Source organism: Dysgonomonas termitidis (assembly GCF_054657735.1).
Genome location: NZ_BAAHYD010000002.1, coordinates 3885265 through 3907181, shown reverse-complemented (window position 1 = coordinate 3907181; position 21917 = coordinate 3885265). Strand labels below are relative to the sequence as shown.

Sequence of the window (21917 nt, the reverse complement as noted above, 5' to 3'; positions counted from 1 at the left end):
TCTAAGTTTAGCCTCGTTTCGCGGGGAGAGAGGTCTGGATGTATGCGTATTTTGAGTGAAAGAAAGTATTAATGCAGCATTAATTTAATCGTAACGGATCATTGCTGTTGCAGATATGAAAGCAATAAAAGGTCTGTGACCTTATTTATTTTGAATGAAATAGAAATAATATAAGTAAATAACAAAAAGTAAAATCTAAAATGCAAAACAAAGGATTTGTAATCACATTTTCCATTCTCCTTACGTTGGTATGCTTATTTTACCTGTCTTTTACATTCGTAACCAGAAGTTATGACAGTAAAGCGGAAGAATTTGCCACAGCCTACGCGGTCGCGAATGCTAAAGGTGATCAACTACTGCAAGACGAGTTGTACAACAAACAATACACTCACTATCTTGATTCAATGTCTACCGAAAGAGTTTGGTTAACCTTTGGTACCGACGATATGGGTTACACCCTTAAACAATGCCGCGAAAAAGAAATCGGGCTGGGACTTGACCTGAAAGGTGGTATGAGTGTTATCGTGGAAGTAGATGCGGCGGCTGTACTCCGTTCACTGGGCGACCCTGAGAACGAAGCGTTCAATACAGCTTTGACAGAGGCTTCCGCTGAAAATAAAAAAGGTAGCAACCGTGACTATATCACTATTTTTGTAGATAAGTTTAAAGCTGCGAACGGCAATGATAAACTGGCCGGGGTATTCAGCACCAAACTTAGAGATCAGGTAGGACCTACCGATAAAGATGATAAAGTTATTTCGGCACTGAGAACAGAACTTCAGAGTGTAGCCGATAACTCGTTCAACGTACTTCGTACACGTATCGACCGTTTCGGGGTTGTCGCTCCTAATATACAAAAGCTGGACAACCGAGCGGAACGTATTATGATCGAGCTTCCGGGTATCAAGGAACCGGACCGTGTAAGAAAACTATTGCAGGGTAGTGCAAATCTTGAATTTTGGAAAACATACAATCTGAACGAAATACAGGGATATATAAGCGCCCTGACAGAACGTTCGAGAGAAGCTTTGGCTGCTCAGAATGTAACAGATACAACCGCTGTAAGCGATTCTTTGAAAGTTCAGGAAGTTGGAAACCTGGGATTCACCAAACCATTTATTGAAAATTTTATCAGTGGTGGTATGGGTGCTATTGTCGGTATTGTTCATAAAAATGATACGGCAGCGGTTAATGCGATCCTTAGAAGATTCCAGGATGCATATCCTCCTGACCTGAGATTTGCATGGGGATTCAAGGCTGAAGATATAAGAGAAACTCAGATTACATTATATGCTTTGCGTGGCGACGGTCTTAAAAAAGGCCCTGCATTGGACGGGGATGTGGTTATTTCAGCAAAGGCTGACCAGTCTCAACATGGTGCAACATGGGAAGTAAGCATGCAGATGAACTCTGTAGGTACACAACGTTGGGCTACTATTACCGGAGCTGAGAAAGGCAGAAGCATAGCTATCGTACTCGATGGTTCTGTATATTCAGCGCCTAATGTAAATGATAAGATCGAAGGAGGACAATCTCAAATCACAGGTAACTTTACACCGGAAGATGCAAAAGACTTGGAGAACGTGCTGAAATCGGGTAAGATGAAAGCCGGGGTACACATTGTGCAGGAAGATATTGTTGGTCCTTCATTGGGCCAGGAAGCTATTAAAGCCGGAGTTATATCTTTCGTCCTAGCATTGGTGCTTCTTATGACATACATCTGTTTGGTTTACGGTTTTATTCCGGGTCTGATTGCCAATACGGCACTATTAGTGAACTTATTTTTTACGATCGGTATATTGGCGGCCTTCGGGGCGGTAATGACACTGCCCGGTATAACGGGACTTGTGCTTGCCCTGGCCTTGGCGGTGGATGCGAATGTATTAATATATGAGCGTACTAAAGAAGAGCTGAGGGCAGGAAAGAATACGAAAGTTGCCGTAGTAGACGGTTACAGGCATGCATTCTCGGCTATCTTCGACGGGCACGCATCTCAGGTAATTACGGCTATTATATTGGCATATTTCGGTACAGGCCCTATACAGGGTTTTGCTACCACATTGATTATCGGTATCGTTGCATCATTCATTACCAACGTATTCCTTACACGTATATTCTATGAATATATGCTTGATAAAGGTCATTTCAGAAATCAGACATTTACTACCGCTATCTCAAGAAAATTATTTGTTGATACAAAAATCAACTTCTTGGGCATGACTAAGAAAATAGTGATTTTCTCAGCCGTAATATTAGTAGCCGGTGTAGGCTCTCTGTTTATCAATGGTTTGAATGGCGGTATTGACTTTACAGGAGGACGTAACTATCTGGTTCGTTTCGATAAGAATGTAGATGCGGATGCTATTGAAAAAGTATTGGTTCCTGAATTCGATGGTTCCACAGTACTTGTTCTTACCAGTGGATCTGCAAGTCAGTCATCTACGACAAGCCAGGTGCGTATTACTACAAACTATAAGATTGAAGAAGCTACAGATGAGGTTGAGGATGAAATAAGGGCAAAAATGACTCATGCTCTTACTGCAGCCGGATTCATTGCTGATGGTAAAACAATAGATGATTATGTTCAAAGTTCTCAGCGTGTAGGCCCAAGTGTGGCTGACGACCTGAAAACAGCTGCGACCATAGCAGTATTGATCGCGGTTGTCTGTATGGCTTTGTATATCTTATTGCGTTTCCGTGACATCGCCTTTTCTTTGGGTACGCTGATAGCTGTGGCGCATGACGCCGTGATGGTTATCTTCCTGTACTCATTGTTGTATAAGATCATGCCGTTCTCAATGGAAATAGACCAGTCTTTTATTGCAGCTGTACTGACAGTGGTAGGTTACTCTATCAATGACAAGGTTGTAATCTTCGACCGTATCCGTGAAATCAGGAATATGTATCCGAAACGTAATATAACCGAAACGATAAATGAAGCCCTGAACTCTACATTAGGCCGTACGTTGAATACTTCGATAAGTACGATGCTGGTTGTGTTCTGTATCTTCCTCTTGGGTGGTGATACTATCCGTAGCTTTACGTTTGCTATATTTATCGGTATTGTAATCGGTACTTATTCATCTGTATTCGTAGCAACTCCAATTGCCTGGGCTGTATTCAGGAAAGAAGGCAAAAAGAAAGAGGCTCAGCTGAAAGAGGCTAAATAAAACATAGACGTCTTTAAATATATCAAAGAGGTTGGCCTTATGGCTAACCTCTTTTTTATTGATGAAATTTCTTAAAATTTATCTATATAGTTGGAACTGACAGCTGTCAGCTTATAGATATCAGTTCTTTGAAGTATTGATTAAAGCAGTTACAAGTTGCAAGTAGACAAGATACGAGATATGAGTTGTTAACTGCTGACTGTTTACTGTTAACTGATATAAGTGTTACCTTTGTTACCTTTTAACAGTTACAAGTTACTTCGCCCTTCGGGCAGTTACGAGTTACAAGTAGACAAGATACGAGATACGAGTTGTTAACTGCTGACTGTTTACTGTTAACTGATATATCTGTTACTTTTTAATTATATATTATTAATTAATGTAAAAATAGCAGGTAAAAAATACTGGAAAATATGTCAGATCTGTCAGGTTTTAACTAAATGTAGTTAAATAAAGTGAAAATGACAAAGCGGATGATCGACAGTGCGTCTTAGCATCATCTGCGCGGGAATCCTGTTGATCGTATAGTCGCTTTGCAATTCAATTGGCACATTAGCAAACTTACTAACCGGCACATTGGTATCTGTTACCTTATACAGGAGATCTAATCAGAATGGCACGAAATCATTTCCCGCTCCTTGCATCGGTTGAAAGTCCTGTCCCGAACTTGGTGCTGAAGCATCAGTGTTAATCTTGGAAGAGAAATTCTGTCCTGCCCCGAAGTTGTAATCATCGTCGATATTTTGGAAACGGGCAAATTCACTTTTAAAGCGTAGCAGTACATCACCGGTTGCTCCGTTACGGTGTTTGGCTATGATGATCTCAGCCAGGCCAATCAATGAGTTGCCTTTGTCGTCTTCCAGTATCTTGTAATACTCGGGACGGTGGATAAAGCAAACCATATCGGCATCCTGCTCGATGGCCCCCGATTCACGGAGGTCGGACAATTGAGGGCGCTTTCCTTCAGCGCCTGCACGGCCTTCAACACCACGGTTGAGCTGCGACAGGGCAATGATAGGGATATTTAGTTCTTTGGCCAGTCCTTTCAATGAACGGGAAATCATACTCACCTCCTGTTCACGGCTTCCATAGTTCATCCCGCTGGCATTCATAAGCTGAAGGTAGTCGATGATTATCATCTTAATGCCGTGTTCGCGAACCAGACGGCGGGCCTTAGTCCTTAATTCAAAAACGGATAAGCTGGGGGTATCATCGATGTATAAAGGGGCATCGTATAGTTCTTTTATCTTAAAGTCGAGCTGCTCCCATTCGTAAGGCAATAGCTGGCCGTTCTTTATCTTCTCACCTGGGATTTCGCAGGTGTTTACGATCAGACGGTTAACCAGCTGTACGTTTGACATTTCAAGAGAGAACAAAGCCACAGGATAGCCATAGCTTACCGCCATGTTTTTTGCCATGGACAGCACAAATGCAGTTTTACCCATAGCGGGACGGGCGGCTATAATAACAAGGTCGGAATTCTGCCAGCCAGATGTTATTTTATCCAGAGGTGTAAATCCGGTTTGCAGGCCACTAAGTCCCTCGGGACGGTTAGCCGCTATTTCAAGCAGGTTTAAAGCCTCTTTTATTACCGGGTTGATCTGGGTCACGTCCTTCTTTACATTGCCCTGGGAGATTTCGAAAAGCTTGCTTTCGGCTTCCTGCATCAGGTCGTCTACATCGGATGTTTCATCAAATGCTTTATTTGTGATCGTGGATGAGAAGGCGATAAGTTCCCTTGCCAGATATTTCTGGGCAATAATTCGCGCATGGAATTCGATGTGTGCCGCCGATGCTACTTTCTCGGTCAGTTGGGCTATATAGACCGGCCCGCCAACTGTTTCCAGTTCACCGTCTTTTTTTAGTTGCTCCACAACCGTGAGCATGTCGATAGGTGCCTGGCGGACAGCAAGGTCAACTATTGCCCTGTATATTATCTGATGTATGGTGTCGTAGAAACTATCAGGCTTTAAGATATCACTAACGAGCGAATATGCGTCTTTCTCGAGCATTAAAGCTCCGAGTATGGCTTCTTCCAGTTCCCTCGCCTGAGGCTGTATTTTGCCTATATCAGGTAATAAATTTGTTTCTTTAGGTTTTCGTCTCCCCTGATTCTTATTATTTGCGTCAGCCATTTTTTGTTATCCCTTCAGTTTTTTATTCAAAGATAACAGAAATAACGTTCAAAGATGAGTTAAGTTTTGAACATGATGTTAATAAGTACGGGGATTTAAGAGGTAATTATTTCCTGTTCGTTGTTTTAAGTCATTGATGCTGTTGATAATTGATTGAAAACGGTACTGTTATTAGTGTTTAAGGATTATATTTGGCTTCTTTTAATATTGTCTGAGCATCTGTATCTATAATATTCCGGAGAGAGGCATCCTTCTTTTTTGCATATTGATTTACTATTTGCCAGCCTGTCCAGGCTCCGATCCTACCGGGGGAATCTTTTGATACAACGGCCGTATATGCACCATCATTTATAAAGCGGGTAATAACCATGTGATCGGTAGAATAGAGATAATTCTGTTTGACAATATTCTGCCAGATTGATTTTTCATTCTGTTTGCACCAGTCAGACTGGCCTTTGGTATATCCAATGATATCCTCTGGTTTCTTCTCCGGCAGTAACAGGGACAATGCATATAGTATTTTCCCTTCATATACCATTGCGGATAAAAGCGTCTGTCCTTCAGCGTCAGATTTTACTATATCGCTCATCAGCCATGCTTTCAGATAGTCCCTGACTATATATTCAGGCTGCATATGCTGGCGCTCGAATGGTTGGAAAAACTCTTGGTAAGCAGTGTAATTATTCCCCAGATATTTATCTATAGATATAGATATAAGGTTGTTCACTATAATGGTATTTTCTCTGAAGCCTGATACATGCATGGCGAATCCGGGTAATTTTTTCTCCGGCAGATTTTCGGATACGAGTGAAGATACATTGGATAGCTCTTCTTCGTATAGAGTGACATTATCGAACGTATTTAGCGCATCCTTGTATATTTGCATCAGCGCGGGATGGGAGAAATAATCCCTGAGAGCAGGGAAGAAAGTCGCGGGGTCGCTATTATCCATGGCTATACGTCCGAAAGCAGGAAGCAAGAGCGGATATTTATCTTTCAATCCGGATTCTTTTACGGCATCGGGCTGCTGGAGGTAGTTATACACATCTTTATCGAAACGTATGATGGTTACTTTCTCCTGCTGCGATAGCCCGCTGTTTTTCTGTGTTGTACCCGAGCATCCGATGAAAGACAGGATGATGAAAGTCAACAGATATGCTATATTTTTCATTTATTCCCTTTTATGAATTCTTCTTTGCGAAGGTAATTTATATTTCTTAATTTTGTAGCACTTTTACAAACCATATAATTAAAAACGCACATTATTATGCTTTATTTTAAAGAAGATATCCCCAATAAGGAGAGTAAGTTGATTTACATTTATAGAGGTATAACAGTGGTTCAGATGCAGAACGAAGTGGAAATGCTGATGCTGTCATTGGGTTATAAACATTTGGGGCAGGGATTATTCGAAAAGGGAAGCCGGGCGATGCGCTTGCTGTTCGGGGCATTTTGCAAATATTTTAAGTTCAGGGTGCATATAGAAGACTATGGCAACGGCGAGGTGAAAGTGACGGTGTCGAAAGATACGACAGGATTGTCGGGAGGAGCAATTGGAGTGAATCAGGTGAAAAACGAATTCTATAAATTGTCCCGGGCATTCCAAACAATATAATTAAAATGATGTTATAAGTCTTTGGATTTATAATATATAAATATAATATTTGAATGATAACCATACTAGGCATAGAGTCGTCTTGTGATGATACTGCGGCAGCAGTTATCAGGGACGGTGTACTTCTATCGAATATAATTTCAAGTCAGAAAGTGCATGAAAGTTACGGGGGGGTAGTTCCCGAACTGGCTTCACGGGCACATCAGCAGAATATAATACCGGTTGTGGACCAGGCATTGAAAAAAGCGGGGGTAAACAAGGACGAACTGACGGCGATAGCTTTCACGCGCGGCCCCGGTCTGATGGGTTCCCTGCTGGTGGGTACTTCTTTCGCTAAAGGATTATCTTCTGCGTTGAATATTCCGATGATAGATGTAAATCACCTGCATGCCCATGTATTGGCTCATTTTATTAAAGAGGACAAAGACGATAACAGTCAGCCTCAATATCCTTTCCTGTGCCTGTTGGTATCGGGTGGAAATTCCCAGATTATCCTGGTGAAATCATATAAAGATATGGAGATTATAGGCCAGACTATAGATGATGCGGCAGGTGAAGCCTTCGACAAATGCGCCAAAGTGATGGGACTGGGGTATCCGGGCGGACCTATTGTAGACCGTTTGGCTAAAGAAGGTGACGCTACTAAATTTAAATTCAATAAACCGCACATTCCGGGTTATGATTACAGCTTCAGTGGTTTGAAAACTTCTTTCCTGTATTTGCTCCGCGATGAACTGAAAAAGGATACTGATTTTATAGAGAAGAATAAGGCCGGCCTTTGTGCTTCCCTTCAAAAAACGATTATCGATGTATTGATGGAGCAATTACGTAAGGCGGCGAAAGATCTGGGAATTAAAGAAGTTGCCGTAGCCGGTGGGGTCTCGGCGAACTCAGGCCTTCGTGCCGCTTTTGAAGATCATGCGAAGCGTTTCGGATGGAAAATACATATTCCTCCGTTTGGCTATACGACGGATAATGCCGCCATGATAGCCATGACAGGCTATTTCAAATATGAAGATAAAGATTTTTGTCCGATGGAAGCCGCTCCGTTTTCAAGGGTGGTGATGTGATTTAATGTGACAATGAGATAATGTGCCAATATGCCAATGTTCTAAGTGGGGAATTATGAATTATCCGCTATTAGCTTTTGCCGCGTTATGCCATCGGCCATTTATTTAAACTTATAATTCGACTATGTCCATATATTTAACCATTATCCTCCTTATAGTTGTCCTTGATTTCTTCTGGACGCAATATCTGGCATATCTGAACCGTAAACGTATGAGTCCCGTGATACCACCTCAGCTGGAAGGTATTTATGATAAGGACGAATATGCCAGGCAGCAAGCTTATCAGAAAGTGAACAGCCGCTTTGGATTGTACACAAGCCTTTTCTCTTTTATCGTTATGCTGGTGGTCTTATTGTCCGGTATTTTCGGCTGGCTCGACGGGTTATTGAGACAATATATAGATAATGAAGTCGTTCTTACCCTGGCTTTCTTTGGTATAGTATATATCGTGAACGATATTATTACCCTGCCTTTCGGCTATTATGCCACCTTTGTGATTGAAGAACGTTTCGGGTTCAATAAATCCACTAAAGCTATTTTCTGGCTCGACCAGTTGAAAGGTTTACTTTTGACTGCTGTTTTAGGTGGTATCATCCTTGCTCTTCTGGTATGGTTTTATGAAACTTTGGGTACATACGCGTGGTTGTACGCATGGGGTGCAGTGACCGTATTTTCTTTATTTATGACCTTGTTTTATTCCAATATTATAGTGCCTTTATTCAATAAGCAGACCCCGTTGGAGGATGGGGAGCTTAGGGATGCAATAGGGGCTTTTTCCCTGAAAGCAGGCTTTGCCGTAAAGAATATCTATGTGATGGATGCATCGAAACGTTCCAGTAAGGCGAATGCCTATTTTACAGGTTTTGGAGCAAAGAAACGTATCGTATTGTTCGATACCTTAATTAATGACCTTACTACAAGTGAAATAGTCGCTGTGTTGGCGCACGAAATAGGCCATTACAAAAAGAAACACACATTGCAGGGTATGTTTATATCCATTTTTTATACAGGAATTATTTTGTTTTTGTTATCATGGTTCCTCGATAATGAATCCATTGCTGTGGCATTGGGAGGAAAAGAGGCTTCATTTCATCTGGGGCTGATTGCCTTCTCCATATTGTTTACTCCCGTGTCGATGATTATCGGTTTGTTTTCGAATATGCATAGCCGTAAGAACGAATATCAGGCGGATGCCTACGCCGCAGGTTTCGGTTTAGCAGACTCTTTGATCGGCGGATTGAAGAAACTATCAGTAAAATCGCTGAGCAATTTGAATCCTGATCCGCTATATGTGTTTTTCTATTATTCACATCCGACTTTATTGCAAAGGATGGGTGCGTTGCTGAAAATTGATAATAAAAAGTAGATTTTTATGCAGTATCATTAAACCTTTCAGTTTTATTATATTCATAATATAAACAGAGCTGAAAAGCAGCTATTCATAATCTAAAAAATAATGCCTATGAAACGCTTTTATATAATCTTCATTTCGTGTCTGGTATTACTGCCGGTAAATATATATGCCCAAGGCGGAAAGAAAGAAAAGGTCAGTAAAGATATTTTCGGTAATACAATTATTGAAGATGAGGACGGTAATAAGACAACCATAAAGAAAGATATCTTCGGGAATACTGTAATTGAAGACAATAAGGGCTATAAGAAGACTATAAAGAAAGATATTTTTGGAAATACAGTGATAGAAGATAACAAGGGGAATAAAAAAACTATTAAAGAAGATATTCACGGAAATACAGTAATCGAAGATAATAAAGGAAATAAGAAAACAGTTAGGGAGGATATCTTCGGGAATACTATCATTGAAGATAATAAAGGAAATAAAACGACTATCAGAGAAGATATCTTTGGCGATAAAGTAATAGAGGATAATAAGGGTTATAGAAAAACGATAAAGAAAGACATTTTTGATAATACCATAATCGAAGACAATAAAGGAAACCGTACAAAGATAGGAAAAGACATTTTTGATAATATGGTTGCTGAAACAAACCGGAGAAAAGTCAAAATAGGCCGTGATATATTCGGTTATCTTCAATATGAGGAAAACAATAGAAGGAAAGCATATCTGAAAAAAGATATTTTTGATGCATGGATTTTCACTGATGATAATAACAATGAAATAAAATATTCTCAGGAGTTCTGGGCCGATATTCAGCGTGATTTCAGGGGTGATGAAGAAGAGGCCTTTTTCTGGCTGATGGATATGTGCCGGGGATTGGCGGACTACAGAGAAGAATATAAAGTTGATGTTTTCGGCCACCTTCAATTCAGCAATAACCACAATGAAAGGGCATCATTATCGAAAAATATTTTTGATGAGATGGTTTATGAAGACACCAAAGGAAATACAATGATATATCCGCAGAATTTCTGGAATAAGATATGCAAACATAGCTCAGATAAAAAAGTATTTATGGATCTCATACAACGTTATCTGTTCAAATAAATGTGTTTTTGTTTATCGGATTTGAGCATATTACTCTGTTGATATTGATAATAGTATTGCATTTGTTATTTTTTGCTTTCAAATAACTGTGTCAAATATTGTGCCCTGTAAGGGTAAAGAATAGGAAAAGTTAAGTGGAAAGGGATAACAGGGGAAAAAGAGGAAATATAATCTTTTATAAAAATTGCATATAACAAGTAAACCGATTCTTAATTCTTAATTATTCATTCTTAATTAATTCCTGTTACCTTTGTTACTTTTTAACAGTAAATCAAACAAAACTTGTATTCGTAATAACAGATAGAATAGAAATGAAAGCAGCAATAATTACAATCGGCGATGAAATCCTCATCGGTCAGATTGTCGACACCAATTCGGCATGGATAGCGCAGAAACTTACACTCGCAGGATTTGAAGTAGAAGAAATGCAATCGATAGGAGACGACGCTCAGCAGATAAAGGTCACTATAGACGAGGTTTTTTCCCGCGTAGACGTTATACTGATGACAGGTGGATTAGGCCCGACGAAAGACGATATAACAAAGAAAACGCTTTGCGACTATTTTGCTACAACGCTGGTCTTTGATGACACTGTTCTTGAGAATATACAAAATGTAATATCGAGTTTTACAACTTTAAATGAACTGACCCGTAACCAGGCTTATGTACCGAAGGATTGTACCGTGATACAGAATAGGGTAGGGACGGCTCCGGTTACCTGGTTCGATTACATAGGTAAAGTCCTGGTGTCTATGCCGGGTGTTCCCCACGAAATGCGGTATGTGATGGATAATGAGATAATCCCCCGCTTACAGGCAAAATATGATCCGGATGCTTACCTCAAGCGTGTATTCATTGTAAAGGGGTATACCGAATCGGCACTTGCGATGTATATTGCCGATTTTGAGGATAATCTGCCCGAAGGTTTCGGGTTGGCATATCTGCCTTCTCCCGGATTGATGAAATTACGCCTGTTTGTAAGGGGTGAGCATCGTTTGCCGGAGTTGGATGAGCAGGTGAGAAAACTTCAGAATATATTGGGAGACGCGATCTTGGCCGAGAAAGATATTACAGCGGAGAAACTGCTGGGAGAACGTCTCTTCGAAAGAGGATTAAGCCTGGGTACAGCCGAGAGTTGTACAGGGGGTAATATTGCTCATACCATAACTTCTATCCCCGGTTCGTCCCGTTATTTCAAAGGTTCGGTCATATCATATGCCAATGAAGAAAAAGTAAATATATTACGTGTGTCACAGGATTCTTTAGATCGTTTTGGCGCCGTGAGTGAAGCCGTAGCTGTTGAGATGGCCAGAGGAGCACAAGATGTTCTCCATGTGGATTGTTCTATAGCGACCACCGGCATTGCCGGCCCTGATGGCGGCACAGAAGAGAAGCCGGTGGGTACTGTCTGGATTTGTACTACCTGCAAAGACAGATGCGTTGCCAAGAAGTATCAGTTGGGGAGGTTCCGTGAAGCAAATATTGTGCGTGCGACTAATATCGGGATGTTGCAGTTGTTGGAAATGCTGGAATAACAGCAAATTAATGAGTTTTGCGTTATTTTTTAATAAAAGAACTGGTTTTAGCTTTTGTTTAATAAATTTATGAAGCAATATGGTGCTATTAACTTATAACCATATTATATTTATATGATTATACAATACTTGCAACCAATAATATATACAGTCTATGAAACTTAACGACGAATCGGATAATAAAGCTGTAATAACCACGCGCTATGTTTTGGATGCCAATACCCTGATCACATATGTGGTATATGATGAAGACGGCGAATGGCAGTTTTTTAGTGATGACGATATTACGGAAAGTGATGCCTGTGTAGTTTCTGTAAAACAAATGTTGGAACTGGATGAAAGCCTTAATGAGCTCGACCTGAAGCCGGGACAGGCAGCCGAAAGAAGTGATGCCGACGCACCCTGGCAAACAATCAAGCGGAAAAGTAGCCGGAATAGTTCATTTACAGAAGATGATGAAAATTAATGCTTAGGTAATTTCAATTCTATTCGATAGTAGTTACTGATGGTCCGTTGTTGAGGCCGGAAGTCTCTTTATGATAAAAAGCGTAGCCTCCGCATGACATCCCGTCTGTGGAGGCTACATTGTAAACACAATCAATATTAAGTTTAACCCTAATATTACTTCTTGTGAAGAACCCTTATTTCTTAGTACCCGACATGATGCCGGCGTCTGTATCATCGTTGTTCAACCGTTTGTTCGCAGCCTTATACTGGCGTCCGAAGTTCAGGTTGAGCGTGAAGTTTACCATTAGTATCTGTCCCAGATTGCCGGTGTATACGTTTGATACATTCGGTGCAAGCCGGGAATAGTTTTTGCTCCCTTGCGTATAGTCTTTCGCGAACGGATTGAACATACCTACGGCTACGCTCCATTTCTCAGCATTATATCCCGCCATCAGAACATGGAATCTTTCGCCTATTTCCTGTGTCTCAGCCCAGTAGTTGTTCCATCGGGTCATCAGTTCAAAATTGAGCATCCACCGTTTGTAATTGGCCGTTAGTGATGTGCGTACCCGCAAGTTGGTATATGTATGGGTATAGTCGTTTCCAAGACTGATAAAGCGGTTCAGTCCCGGTGATATGCTGAATGTGATATAGTCTTTCCACGGTTTCAACTTGAATGTTGTTTCCATATTTATGCGGTGGAAGCCTTTGTGGTTCACATTTGAGCGGACGAATTTACCGTCTTCGAATGTTATCTGTTCCATAATAGGTTTGTGATCGTAGCTATATCTCATGTAGAACTCGGCTCCGAATATGCCTTTGTTAAATCCGGCGTTTAATGTATTGGAATAGAACCACACAGTCTGCAGGTTAGGATTACCTCTGCGGATTTGCAATGAATCTATCTCCTGCTCTACATTATTCAGATCGGACAGAGACGGGGAATATCCCGATATGTATCCGTTGTAGCGTATGTAGGCATTATCGTTTATGTTGTATGCCACACGCAAAGTAGGACGGAATATATACTTCTCGTTTTTGCTATCCCCCTGGCTGTTGTATGACCGCATCACTCCTAGTCCGAAGGTATAGTTGAACTTGTTTTTCCTCCATTGGAACTCGCCATAGCCATAAGTTTCGGCAAAGTTGAGGCCTATGTTTGTCGATACATTCCCATCGTATATATTGCTGGTATAGCTCTGTGTATGCTTTATTCCTCCTGATAGCTTCCCTGTCTCCAGTTTCTTCTCATATATACCTTCCATTATGAACGAGTATTTGTCTCCGGTTACCGATGAAAAGATATCTGTAGTCAGGTCATCATCCCTGTGTTCTTCGTACCGGCGGGTCGATTTGGAATCTATATATGTACCTACGGCATTGAATATGACCAGCTGGTCATTCTTCAGGTTACGCTGATAATACAAGTCTAAAGATGGTGTGTTATTATCCCATGTAGAGTGGTCCGATATGGTTAATGGAGTACTGTTGTCAGACGAGCGTATAATACCATTCCTGTCCGAAAACTGATTCGGGGTCTTCTGATAGTTATACCTTAAAGCGGCGTTAAACAAGTATTTATCAGGTTCATTCAGGTTATAGTTCAGAGCCATATTCAGGCGGTCATCATTGAACTTGGTAGGTTGTCCCTCTTCTATACGTTGCAGTGTTTTATCGGGTAATACAAATGTCTCCTGATTTTCGCGCGTCCAGTCTATACCACGGCGCGACCAGTACGCGTTGACTCCAAATTCCGATTTCTTGTTATTGACTTTAGCTGAGGCGAAGTTCTCTCCCCATCCCATGATGGATGGCGGTACATTTGCGAGGTTTGCAGAAACGTTCCCTCCCGATTCCCTGCGACGGGTAATATAATCGATTACAGCTGCCGCATTGTTGTATCTCATACCGGGATCATCGTGGTATTCGATACGGATAATATCAGCAGGCTGGAGTGCAACGACCTCGGCAATAGTAACTTCAACGCCATTGATTCGCAGTTGAACAGCGTCACCTCCGGGCACTGTTACCGTATTGTTTATAGGATTGATAATAATACGTGACAATTGCAGGTTTCGGAGCAAAGTTACACCGCTGTTGGATGCCTTAATTTGTGCGTCGGAAGGAACTATTATTTTCCTGTCTGCCTTTTGAATGACAGCATTTGCCGTGACGGTCACATCTTTGAGTGCCACATCCGAGGCTTCCAGCGGAATACTACCTATATCTGTATTTTTATTGACATCATTAACGGGAATATATGCTTTCCTGTAGCCGACAAATGCGGCGGATAATATATAGTTTCCGGTGGGTATATCGTTGAAGGCAAAAAGTCCTTTTGTATCGGATGATGCTCCGGCTACGAATGTTGAGTCTTGTTTAAGCAAGGCAATATTTACAAATTCCAACGCATCATGTGTATCAGTATCTACTATTGTACCCGATATTTTTATTTGTGCTGTCGATATTGAAGTTATAATAGCAAAAAGAGTGAGCAGGGTTAATAAACGTTTCATAATATCATTGTTTTACTTATTTTACTAATATTGATTTTGTTTATTGATATGACGGATACAAATGGGAAAAGGTTACAGATAAAAATGAATTAATCCGAAATTAATTTGTAAAGTGTTATAAGTAAATTGTTTATACTCTTGCTAAAAGCAGGCTGTATGCCAATCTGTTTAAATAAGTCTGTTAAAACTCCGCTTTAAGAAGGAAATCTTCATACCTTTGCGCTCAGATTTAATTATATAGATGAATACGGAAGCGTCTCTTAAGAAGAATACGTTAGCTAAAGAAGAAAGATTGTACAGTACAAAATCCATAGACAAGCTTTTTTCTTCGGGAGAGTCGTTTGTTGCTTATCCTCTGCGAATAGTGTACCTGATAGAAGATGAAACCTGTATTGATAAGCAGATTGTTTCTATTCTGGTCAGTGTATCCAAGAAAAAGTTTAAACGGGCTGTAAAACGGAACCGTGTAAAGCGTTTGGTGAAAGAGGCATACAGACTGAATAAGGGAGTATATCAGGATTTATTACACTCCGGAGGTAAGCGGATAGGTATTGCTTTCCTATACCTTAAAAATGAATTACCGGTATATGCTGAAATAGAGAAAGCAATATTAAAAACGGCAGCAGTATTATCCGAAAGGTTGAAAGGAGGTAAGCCATGAAGAAAATATTGTCATGGATTCTTCTGCTTCCGGTCTATTTCTATAAATACAGTATATCCCCGATGCTTCCGCCGTCGTGCCGCTATACACCTACCTGCTCCGAGTATGCCATACAGGCAATAAAGAAATACGGGCCATTCAAAGGCTTTTGGTTGGCTATAAAACGAATTGCGCGATGCAATCCCTGGGGGGGGCATGGTTATGACCCTGTGCCTTGAAAAAAATACCCTTGCTATATAAATTATAACAAGGGTTTTAGCTTTTCTGGTTTTTTAAGAGCTTATTGCGTTAACGCCTCTTTTTCCTTTATTTTGGCTATTTCCTTTTCAGCTTTTTCCAGAGCTTTAGCTCTTGCTTTCTCTTTAGCTTTGGCTTTTTCTATGGCTTTTTCTCCGTTTTTTCTAGCTTTCTCTTCACCTTTCTGTCTGTTTTTCTCAGCATCTTGCTTTGCCTTTTTTTCAGAATTCACAATATCCTTTTCTACTTGTTTTCTGGCTTTTTCTATTTCTTTCTGCATTTTTTTCTCTGCTTCAGCCTCAGCTTGCGCAGCTTTGGCTTTGACGCTTTCTATCGAAGCCGTAGTTTTTTGACTGATTGTAATATCCTGGCTATACAATGATGTCGAGATAGCCATAACTGTTAACGAAAACAGGCTTATAAATAACTTTTTCATAAATTTATATGTTAAGATTGTAGTTTGTTGGTGTTATAAAAATCTTTTCCAAAAATTAATTGTGTGAATATATATAATATAAGGCGATCTATAATCAAAAAGTTACATTGTTTATTCAATTTTTTCGATTTTTTATATGCTTCTCCCCGGAATGGGATCACGGGAAGATTAAAAGCAGAAATAGATGAGACGTAAAATTGCCATTTGACAGAATTCTTCTTCTAGCTTTATGATTACTTAACTCTCACCCAATTTTGTGTACGCCCGAAAGCGGAAATACCTATATAGCCCCGGACTTTGAGTTTATCGCTTCCATCAAGAGAGACAATACATTTATAAAGTTTTCCATTCGAGGGGTCAAGGATCTTACCATCACTATACTCCTTTCCGTCCTTAGACAATCCTTTCAGGATTTCCAGACCTAGAACGGGCTTGTCTTTATCAGTTCCAGAACAGTTTGTACATTTTATATTCTTTTTTGCAGGGTTAAGTATTTCAATTACTTTACCATATATCTTACCATCACGTTCGGTTATTTCAACTATCGACTTTGCTTCTTTGGTCTCGTCATCGAATGTTTTCCATTTACCTGTAACGCTTTGTGCATTGGCTGATAGTATGGAGATAAATAGTCCGGCTAATAATATAAATTTCAATTTCATCTTTTTATTTATTTTAAGTTATTATTCGGTCACGAAAATAATGAAAATAATAGTAATAGTTTCTTTTGAAACTATTAAAATTTAATTTCTTTAGTAATTGACCGAATAGATTATTCGTTTTTTGTTTATAATCAATTGTTTATAATGCCTGTAATTCTTCGATGGAAATTCCGGTGAAATCTGGGATGACTTTTACTGTAATATTGAATAGCGCCTCTTTAAAAAGTGAGCTGTCGTTCACTGCTATAACTTTCATCCCATTCAGATGAGCGGTTTCTATCGCGCTTAAGGAGTTTTCAAAGACAAAGCAATCCTTTGGATCGAAACCTAATTCCTTTGCAGCCAACTGAAAACCGGATATGGAAGATTTAAATTTGGATAAGTTTTCGATAGATACGATCGTATCCATTGTATTATTTAAATCCGTCTGTTTATATACATTATCAAGCTTTGTCTGACTGGAATTTGTTACCAGTCCTGTTTTTATTCCATTCTTTTTTAAGCCTTCAATGAATTGCTTAACTCCCTTTGCTTCGTGAATCTTTAAGTTGGCTTCATGTGCTTTCAGGTCATTTATTAATTCATGCTTTTCTTTCTCGGAAAGGTGAGAGAAGTATTTGGTAAGAATGTCGTGCAGGCTTTTCTCGTTTACAAGCTGCTCCGGCTTTGCTGTTTCCGAGCCATATTTGTCTCCAAGGTATTTCCATATGCTTATGTTCTGGGATTCGCTGTCTATCAGTACCCCATCAAGTCCGAATAATACGCAAAATTTATTTTTCATTTTAGTATGGATTTATAGGTGAATATTATTATAAAACAGATTATTAATTCAGTAAGTTTATTTACTGATTTAATATTTTCCGCAAATAATTTTGTCAAACGTTATATATACCAAAAAAATCCTGCGAATCTCACGACTCACAGGATGAATTTTTACACAAACTTTACAAAACTACATTTACAACCTTATCCGGTTGTATATACTTAGGATATTTTTTCAATAATTTAATTCAGTCATATGAATTTTTTATAATTCTTGTTTATCTGCCCGGTATCTGGTCGGAGTCATCCCTGTATGTTGTTTAAAGAATCTACCTAAAGATGCCTGATTTGAAAAATTGGTTTGAGAAGCGATTTGCTGAATATTGAGTGATGAATTTTTTAAGTATGATTTTATATCCAATACGACATATTCAGTAATCCAGTCTTTAGCGGGCCTGCCACTGACTTCTTTTATTACAGATGTCAGGTATTTTGGTGTAATACAGAGTTTTTCAGCATAAAAAGCCACATCTTTATATTCTTTATAGTGCTTCATTACCAGCATGAAATAGTCGTATGCCAGCTCCTCTTTCCGCGTGTCCATTTTGGATTTGCCCGATAGCAGGCTCGTTTTATAATTGTTATAGAGATCCAGGTAAAGTAACCTCAATAGATTGATTACATACTCTCTCCGGAACAGGTAATCATTCGCCCCGCCCCTTTTATAGAGCACATTGAAGAATCTCATATAATTATCTACATCTTCCCCTTTTAATTCATAATGAAGCTTATTTCTCATGTAAATGAAAAATTGAGGGGAGAAACGGGAAATACCACTCAATGTGTCATTAAATAGCGCTTGTGAGACAATGAAATAATTTACTTTAAAATCTTTACTCGTTTTATTAATAGCCACTAACTGACAAGGAAGAAGTATGACCAGTTCGTTTTCAGCCAGAGAATATTTGTTCGTATATACTGTTATTTCCGCATATCCTTTAGTACAGAAAGCAACAATTCCAAACTGAATGGAAGATTGGCGTGAAGTGATGGGCAAATGCTTCGCATCTCTGAATATTTTGAAATCTGCTTCTAGAGGCGGATTATTCTTCATTATATCCTTCATCATTTATGTCTGTTGTCTTTTTCGGGTGCAAATATATATTATCATTTTTTATATCACCGGATTTGTGGATATTTGGTGTAATATTTCCGAAATCTGGTATTTCTATCAGTTAACACATATGGAGACAGTCTTGTTTAGAGCAAGATGAAGGGATGATGTTTTTAGCGTGTAGTTTTCTGTTAATTAGTATGTTGTAGATGTGTTTGGTACTGTATTCAGGTTAGCGGTTCACAATAGGTTTTGTTTACTACACGTTCGCGCATAGATGCTTTATTTGTGAAGTTGCGGGAGATGTTTTGGACTATTTATTTAATTAATAGCCATCTTATGATATAGTAACATATATTCTCCCTCATTACCATAATACAATTTAAGATATCCATTTTCATAAGCAAATTTATTAATGTCTGATATGCATTGTAAAAAGTAATGTCCATCTATTGCTTTTTCATCCATATAATTGGACCCGGCGAGAGTGATAGAAGCATAAGGATATTTGGTGGTAAAATTACCCCAATAATTGTTATTCCCAGATTTACCAAAAATTTCAGATTCATTAAATCCGATTGTAAAGCAATCTTTACAAATTTCTGTTGTTAGTTCTTTATATGAATTCTTATTTCCAAATCCGACCAATTGCCACACATCATAAAGTTCATATTTAGTTTCCTTTCCACTTTCATCTCCGGAACAAGAAAATAGGGATATTATAATAATGGATAAAAAGATAATTTTAGTTTTCATAGTTATTTTCTTTTTGCTGGGTTATTAATTATATGATGTAATGAAAGGAGGAAAAGTTGCAATTAAAACAAAAAAACTCCCGCTCAAATATAAGCAGGAGTTTTAATACTATCTTTTCCGTCTGGAGTTACTCAGCCAGCAATATTTCCATTATCTGCACAGCAGCCTTAGTTACCGAAGTACCAGGGCCGAAAATGGCAGCAACACCCGATTTGTACAGGAAGTCGTAATCCTGTGCAGGAATCACACCACCTGCAATAACGATGATATCCTCACGTCCAAGTTTTTTCAACTCGGCTATAACCTGAGGCACAAGTGTTTTGTGACCGGCAGCAAGAGAAGAAACTCCAAGTACGTTCACATCGTTTTCCACAGCCTGACGGGCAGCTTCTTCCGGAGTCTGGAACAATGGCCCCATATCCACATCGAATCCGCAGTCGGCATAACCTGTTGCTACAACTTTGGCTCCGCGGTCGTGTCCGTCCTGGCCCATTTTGGCAATCATGATACGTGGCTGACGACCTTCCTTCTTCGCAAAATCTTCCACAAGAGCCTGTGCTTGTTGGAATGTAGGGTCTTTCTTAGTTTCTGATGAATACACGCCTGATATTGTTCTGATTATTGCTTTATAGCGACCTACTACTTCTTCGCAGGCATCGGAGATCTCTCCCAATGTTGCACGAAGGCGAGCAGCTTCAACTGCAAGTTCCAATAGGTTGCCTTTCTTTGTTTTCACACATTCAGTGATTGCAGCAAGAGCTTTCTTCACTGCTTCATTGTCTCGTTTCGCTTTCAGGTCGTTCAAACGCTCGATTTGCTGACGGCGAACCTCAGTGTTGTCCACATCGAGAATATCGATCGGGTCTTCTTTTTCCAAACGGTATTTGTTGATACCGATGATGGTCTGGCTACCCGAGTCAATTCTTGCTTGTGTGCGGGCAGCAGCTTCTTCGATACGCATTTTAGGAAGGCCGGTTTCGATAGCTTTAGCCATACCTCCAAGTTTCTGTATCTCCTGGATATGTTCCCATGCTTTGTGAACCAACTCATTAGTCAGAGTTTCCACATAATAAGAACCAGCCCAAGGGTCGATTTCTTTAGTAATATATGTTTCTTCCTGGATATATATCTGGGTATTACGCGCGATACGGGCAGAGAAGTCAGTTGGTAATGCAATGGCCTCATCCAGCGCGTTGGTGTGCAATGACTGAGTGTGACCAAGAGCAGAAGCCATTGCTTCGATACATGTACGGCCTACGTTGTTGAAAGGGTCCTGTTCAGTCAGCGACCATCCGGATGTTTGAGAGTGGGTACGGAGTGCAAGCGATTTCGGGTTTTTTGCGCCGAAACTTTTCACTATTTTAGCCCACAACAGACGTCCGGCACGCATCTTAGCTATTTCCATGAAGTGATTCATCCCGATAGCCCAGAAGAACGACAGACGCGGAGCGAATGCGTCCACATCGATACCTGCGTCGATACCTGCTTTCAGGTATTCCATACCGTCGGCCAGCGTATAAGCCAACTCGATATCCGCTGTTGCTCCGGCTTCCTGCATGTGGTAACCCGAGATAGAGATTGAGTTGAACTTAGGCATCTTCTGTGATGTATATTCGAAGATATCAGCAATGATCTTCATTGAGAATTCAGGCGGATAGATATATGTATTACGCACCATGAATTCTTTAAGGATATCATTCTGGATTGTTCCGGCCATTTCTTCCAGTTTAGCACCTTGTTCGAGACCTGCATTGATGTAGAATGCAAGTACAGGAAGCACGGCACCGTTCATTGTCATCGAAACGGACATCTGGTTCAAAGGAATACCATCAAACAACACTTTCATATCTTCTACCGAGCAGATAGATACCCCGGCTTTACCTACGTCACCGACTACACGCGGGTGGTCGGCATCGTATCCACGGTGAGTGGCAAGGTCAAACGCTACGGACAGACCTTTCTGTCCCGATGCAAGGTTACGGCGGTAAAATGCATTTGATTCGGCTGCAGTAGAGAATCCTGCATACTGACGTATTGTCCAGGGACGCATAGCATACATACCGGAGTATGGTCCGCGTAGGAATGGAGGAAGCCCCGAAGCATAGTTGAGATGCTCCATGCCTTCAAGGTCTTCTTTTGTATAAACAGGCTTAACCGGGATCAGTTCAGGAGTCATCCAGTTAGCTTCTATACCATTATCAGCAGCCCATTTTGCAGCATCTGTAGCTGCAAAACCTGCTTTGTTAATGTTTATATCTTTAAAATTTGGTTTCATTTTTCTAGCTTTTAGCTGATAGCTTTTAGCTGATAGCTATTAGTAAAAAGGTTAATAGCTAA

The 21917-nt window shown here is 40.1% G+C and carries 17 protein-coding genes and 1 pseudogene; 9 read left to right on the top strand and 9 right to left on the bottom strand.

Annotated elements, in window-relative coordinates:
* The first annotated feature begins 200 nt into the window (after positions 1-200).
* Entirely contained in the window at positions 201-3170 is a 2970-nt protein-coding gene (secDF, locus tag ACYQ3L_RS20305; protein WP_379999895.1) for a protein translocase subunit SecDF, read from the top strand.
* A 608-nt stretch (positions 3171-3778) separates the two neighbouring features.
* Here the strand turns inward: secDF and dnaB are convergent.
* Both dnaB and gldB read right to left on the bottom strand, forming a co-directional pair.
* Entirely contained in the window at positions 3779-5305 is a 1527-nt protein-coding gene (gene dnaB / locus ACYQ3L_RS20300; RefSeq protein ID WP_379999897.1) for a replicative DNA helicase, read from the bottom strand.
* Between the two features lie 178 nt (positions 5306-5483).
* Complete coding sequence (gene gldB / locus ACYQ3L_RS20295) at positions 5484-6476, bottom strand: gliding motility lipoprotein GldB (protein WP_379999899.1); 993 nt, start codon at positions 6474-6476, stop codon at positions 5484-5486.
* 96 nt (positions 6477-6572) lie between these two features.
* On the opposite strand from gldB, the gene ACYQ3L_RS20290 reads away from it, so the two are divergent.
* From ACYQ3L_RS20290 to ACYQ3L_RS20265, 6 genes and pseudogenes are all read left to right on the top strand, one after another.
* Positions 6573-6920 carry a hypothetical protein gene (locus tag ACYQ3L_RS20290; RefSeq protein ID WP_379999901.1) on the top strand — a complete coding sequence of 116 codons (348 nt, stop codon included), beginning with the start codon at positions 6573-6575 and terminating at the stop codon, positions 6918-6920.
* Between the two features lie 53 nt (positions 6921-6973).
* Positions 6974-7990, top strand: a complete 1017-nt coding sequence (gene tsaD / locus ACYQ3L_RS20285) for a tRNA (adenosine(37)-N6)-threonylcarbamoyltransferase complex transferase subunit TsaD (protein WP_379999903.1) — start codon at positions 6974-6976, stop codon at positions 7988-7990.
* Positions 7991-8114: 124 nt separating this feature from the next.
* Positions 8115-9356: a M48 family metallopeptidase gene (locus tag ACYQ3L_RS20280; RefSeq protein WP_379999905.1), complete on the top strand. Its 1242-nt coding sequence runs from the start codon at positions 8115-8117 to the stop codon at positions 9354-9356.
* 90 nt (positions 9357-9446) lie between these two features.
* Positions 9447-9992: pseudogene (locus ACYQ3L_RS20275) on the top strand (hypothetical protein); the annotation flags it as partial.
* Positions 9993-10765: 773 nt separating this feature from the next.
* Entirely contained in the window at positions 10766-11989 is a 1224-nt protein-coding gene (locus ACYQ3L_RS20270) for a CinA family nicotinamide mononucleotide deamidase-related protein (RefSeq protein ID WP_379999907.1), read from the top strand.
* A 154-nt stretch (positions 11990-12143) separates the two neighbouring features.
* Complete coding sequence (locus ACYQ3L_RS20265; protein ID WP_379999909.1) at positions 12144-12455, top strand: hypothetical protein; 312 nt, start codon at positions 12144-12146, stop codon at positions 12453-12455.
* A 175-nt stretch (positions 12456-12630) separates the two neighbouring features.
* Here ACYQ3L_RS20265 and ACYQ3L_RS20260 read toward each other — a convergent pair whose 3' ends face one another.
* Positions 12631-14952, bottom strand: coding sequence for a TonB-dependent receptor (locus tag ACYQ3L_RS20260; RefSeq protein ID WP_379999911.1), 2322 nt, complete (start codon positions 14950-14952; stop codon positions 12631-12633).
* Between the two features lie 241 nt (positions 14953-15193).
* Between ACYQ3L_RS20260 and rnpA the strand changes: the two genes are divergently transcribed.
* Positions 15194-15613 carry a ribonuclease P protein component gene (gene rnpA, locus ACYQ3L_RS20255; RefSeq protein ID WP_379999914.1) on the top strand — a complete coding sequence of 140 codons (420 nt, stop codon included), beginning with the start codon at positions 15194-15196 and terminating at the stop codon, positions 15611-15613.
* Positions 15610-15831, top strand: a complete 222-nt coding sequence (yidD, locus tag ACYQ3L_RS20250; RefSeq protein ID WP_379999916.1) for a membrane protein insertion efficiency factor YidD — start codon at positions 15610-15612, stop codon at positions 15829-15831. The genes rnpA and yidD overlap by 4 nt, the downstream gene beginning before the upstream one ends.
* A gap of 62 nt (positions 15832-15893) precedes the next feature.
* Here yidD and ACYQ3L_RS20245 read toward each other — a convergent pair whose 3' ends face one another.
* The 6 genes from ACYQ3L_RS20245 to scpA form a co-directional block, all read right to left on the bottom strand.
* Positions 15894-16286: a hypothetical protein gene (locus ACYQ3L_RS20245; RefSeq protein ID WP_379999918.1), complete on the bottom strand. Its 393-nt coding sequence runs from the start codon at positions 16284-16286 to the stop codon at positions 15894-15896.
* 233 nt (positions 16287-16519) lie between these two features.
* The gene (locus ACYQ3L_RS20240) at positions 16520-16948 is read right to left on the bottom strand and encodes a DUF2147 domain-containing protein (RefSeq protein WP_379999920.1); all 429 of its coding nucleotides are present in this window, start codon (positions 16946-16948) and stop codon (positions 16520-16522) included.
* A 139-nt stretch (positions 16949-17087) separates the two neighbouring features.
* On the bottom strand, positions 17088-17729 hold the full coding sequence (locus tag ACYQ3L_RS20235) for an HAD family hydrolase (RefSeq protein ID WP_379999922.1): 642 nt from the start codon (positions 17727-17729) through the stop codon (positions 17088-17090).
* 246 nt (positions 17730-17975) lie between these two features.
* The gene (locus ACYQ3L_RS20230) at positions 17976-18839 is read right to left on the bottom strand and encodes a helix-turn-helix domain-containing protein (RefSeq protein WP_379999925.1); all 864 of its coding nucleotides are present in this window, start codon (positions 18837-18839) and stop codon (positions 17976-17978) included.
* A gap of 306 nt (positions 18840-19145) precedes the next feature.
* Positions 19146-19580, bottom strand: coding sequence for a hypothetical protein (locus tag ACYQ3L_RS20225; RefSeq protein WP_379999927.1), 435 nt, complete (start codon positions 19578-19580; stop codon positions 19146-19148).
* 127 nt (positions 19581-19707) lie between these two features.
* Positions 19708-21855, bottom strand: coding sequence for a methylmalonyl-CoA mutase (gene scpA / locus ACYQ3L_RS20220; RefSeq protein WP_379999930.1), 2148 nt, complete (start codon positions 21853-21855; stop codon positions 19708-19710).
* Between the last annotated feature and the right edge of the window lie 62 nt (positions 21856-21917).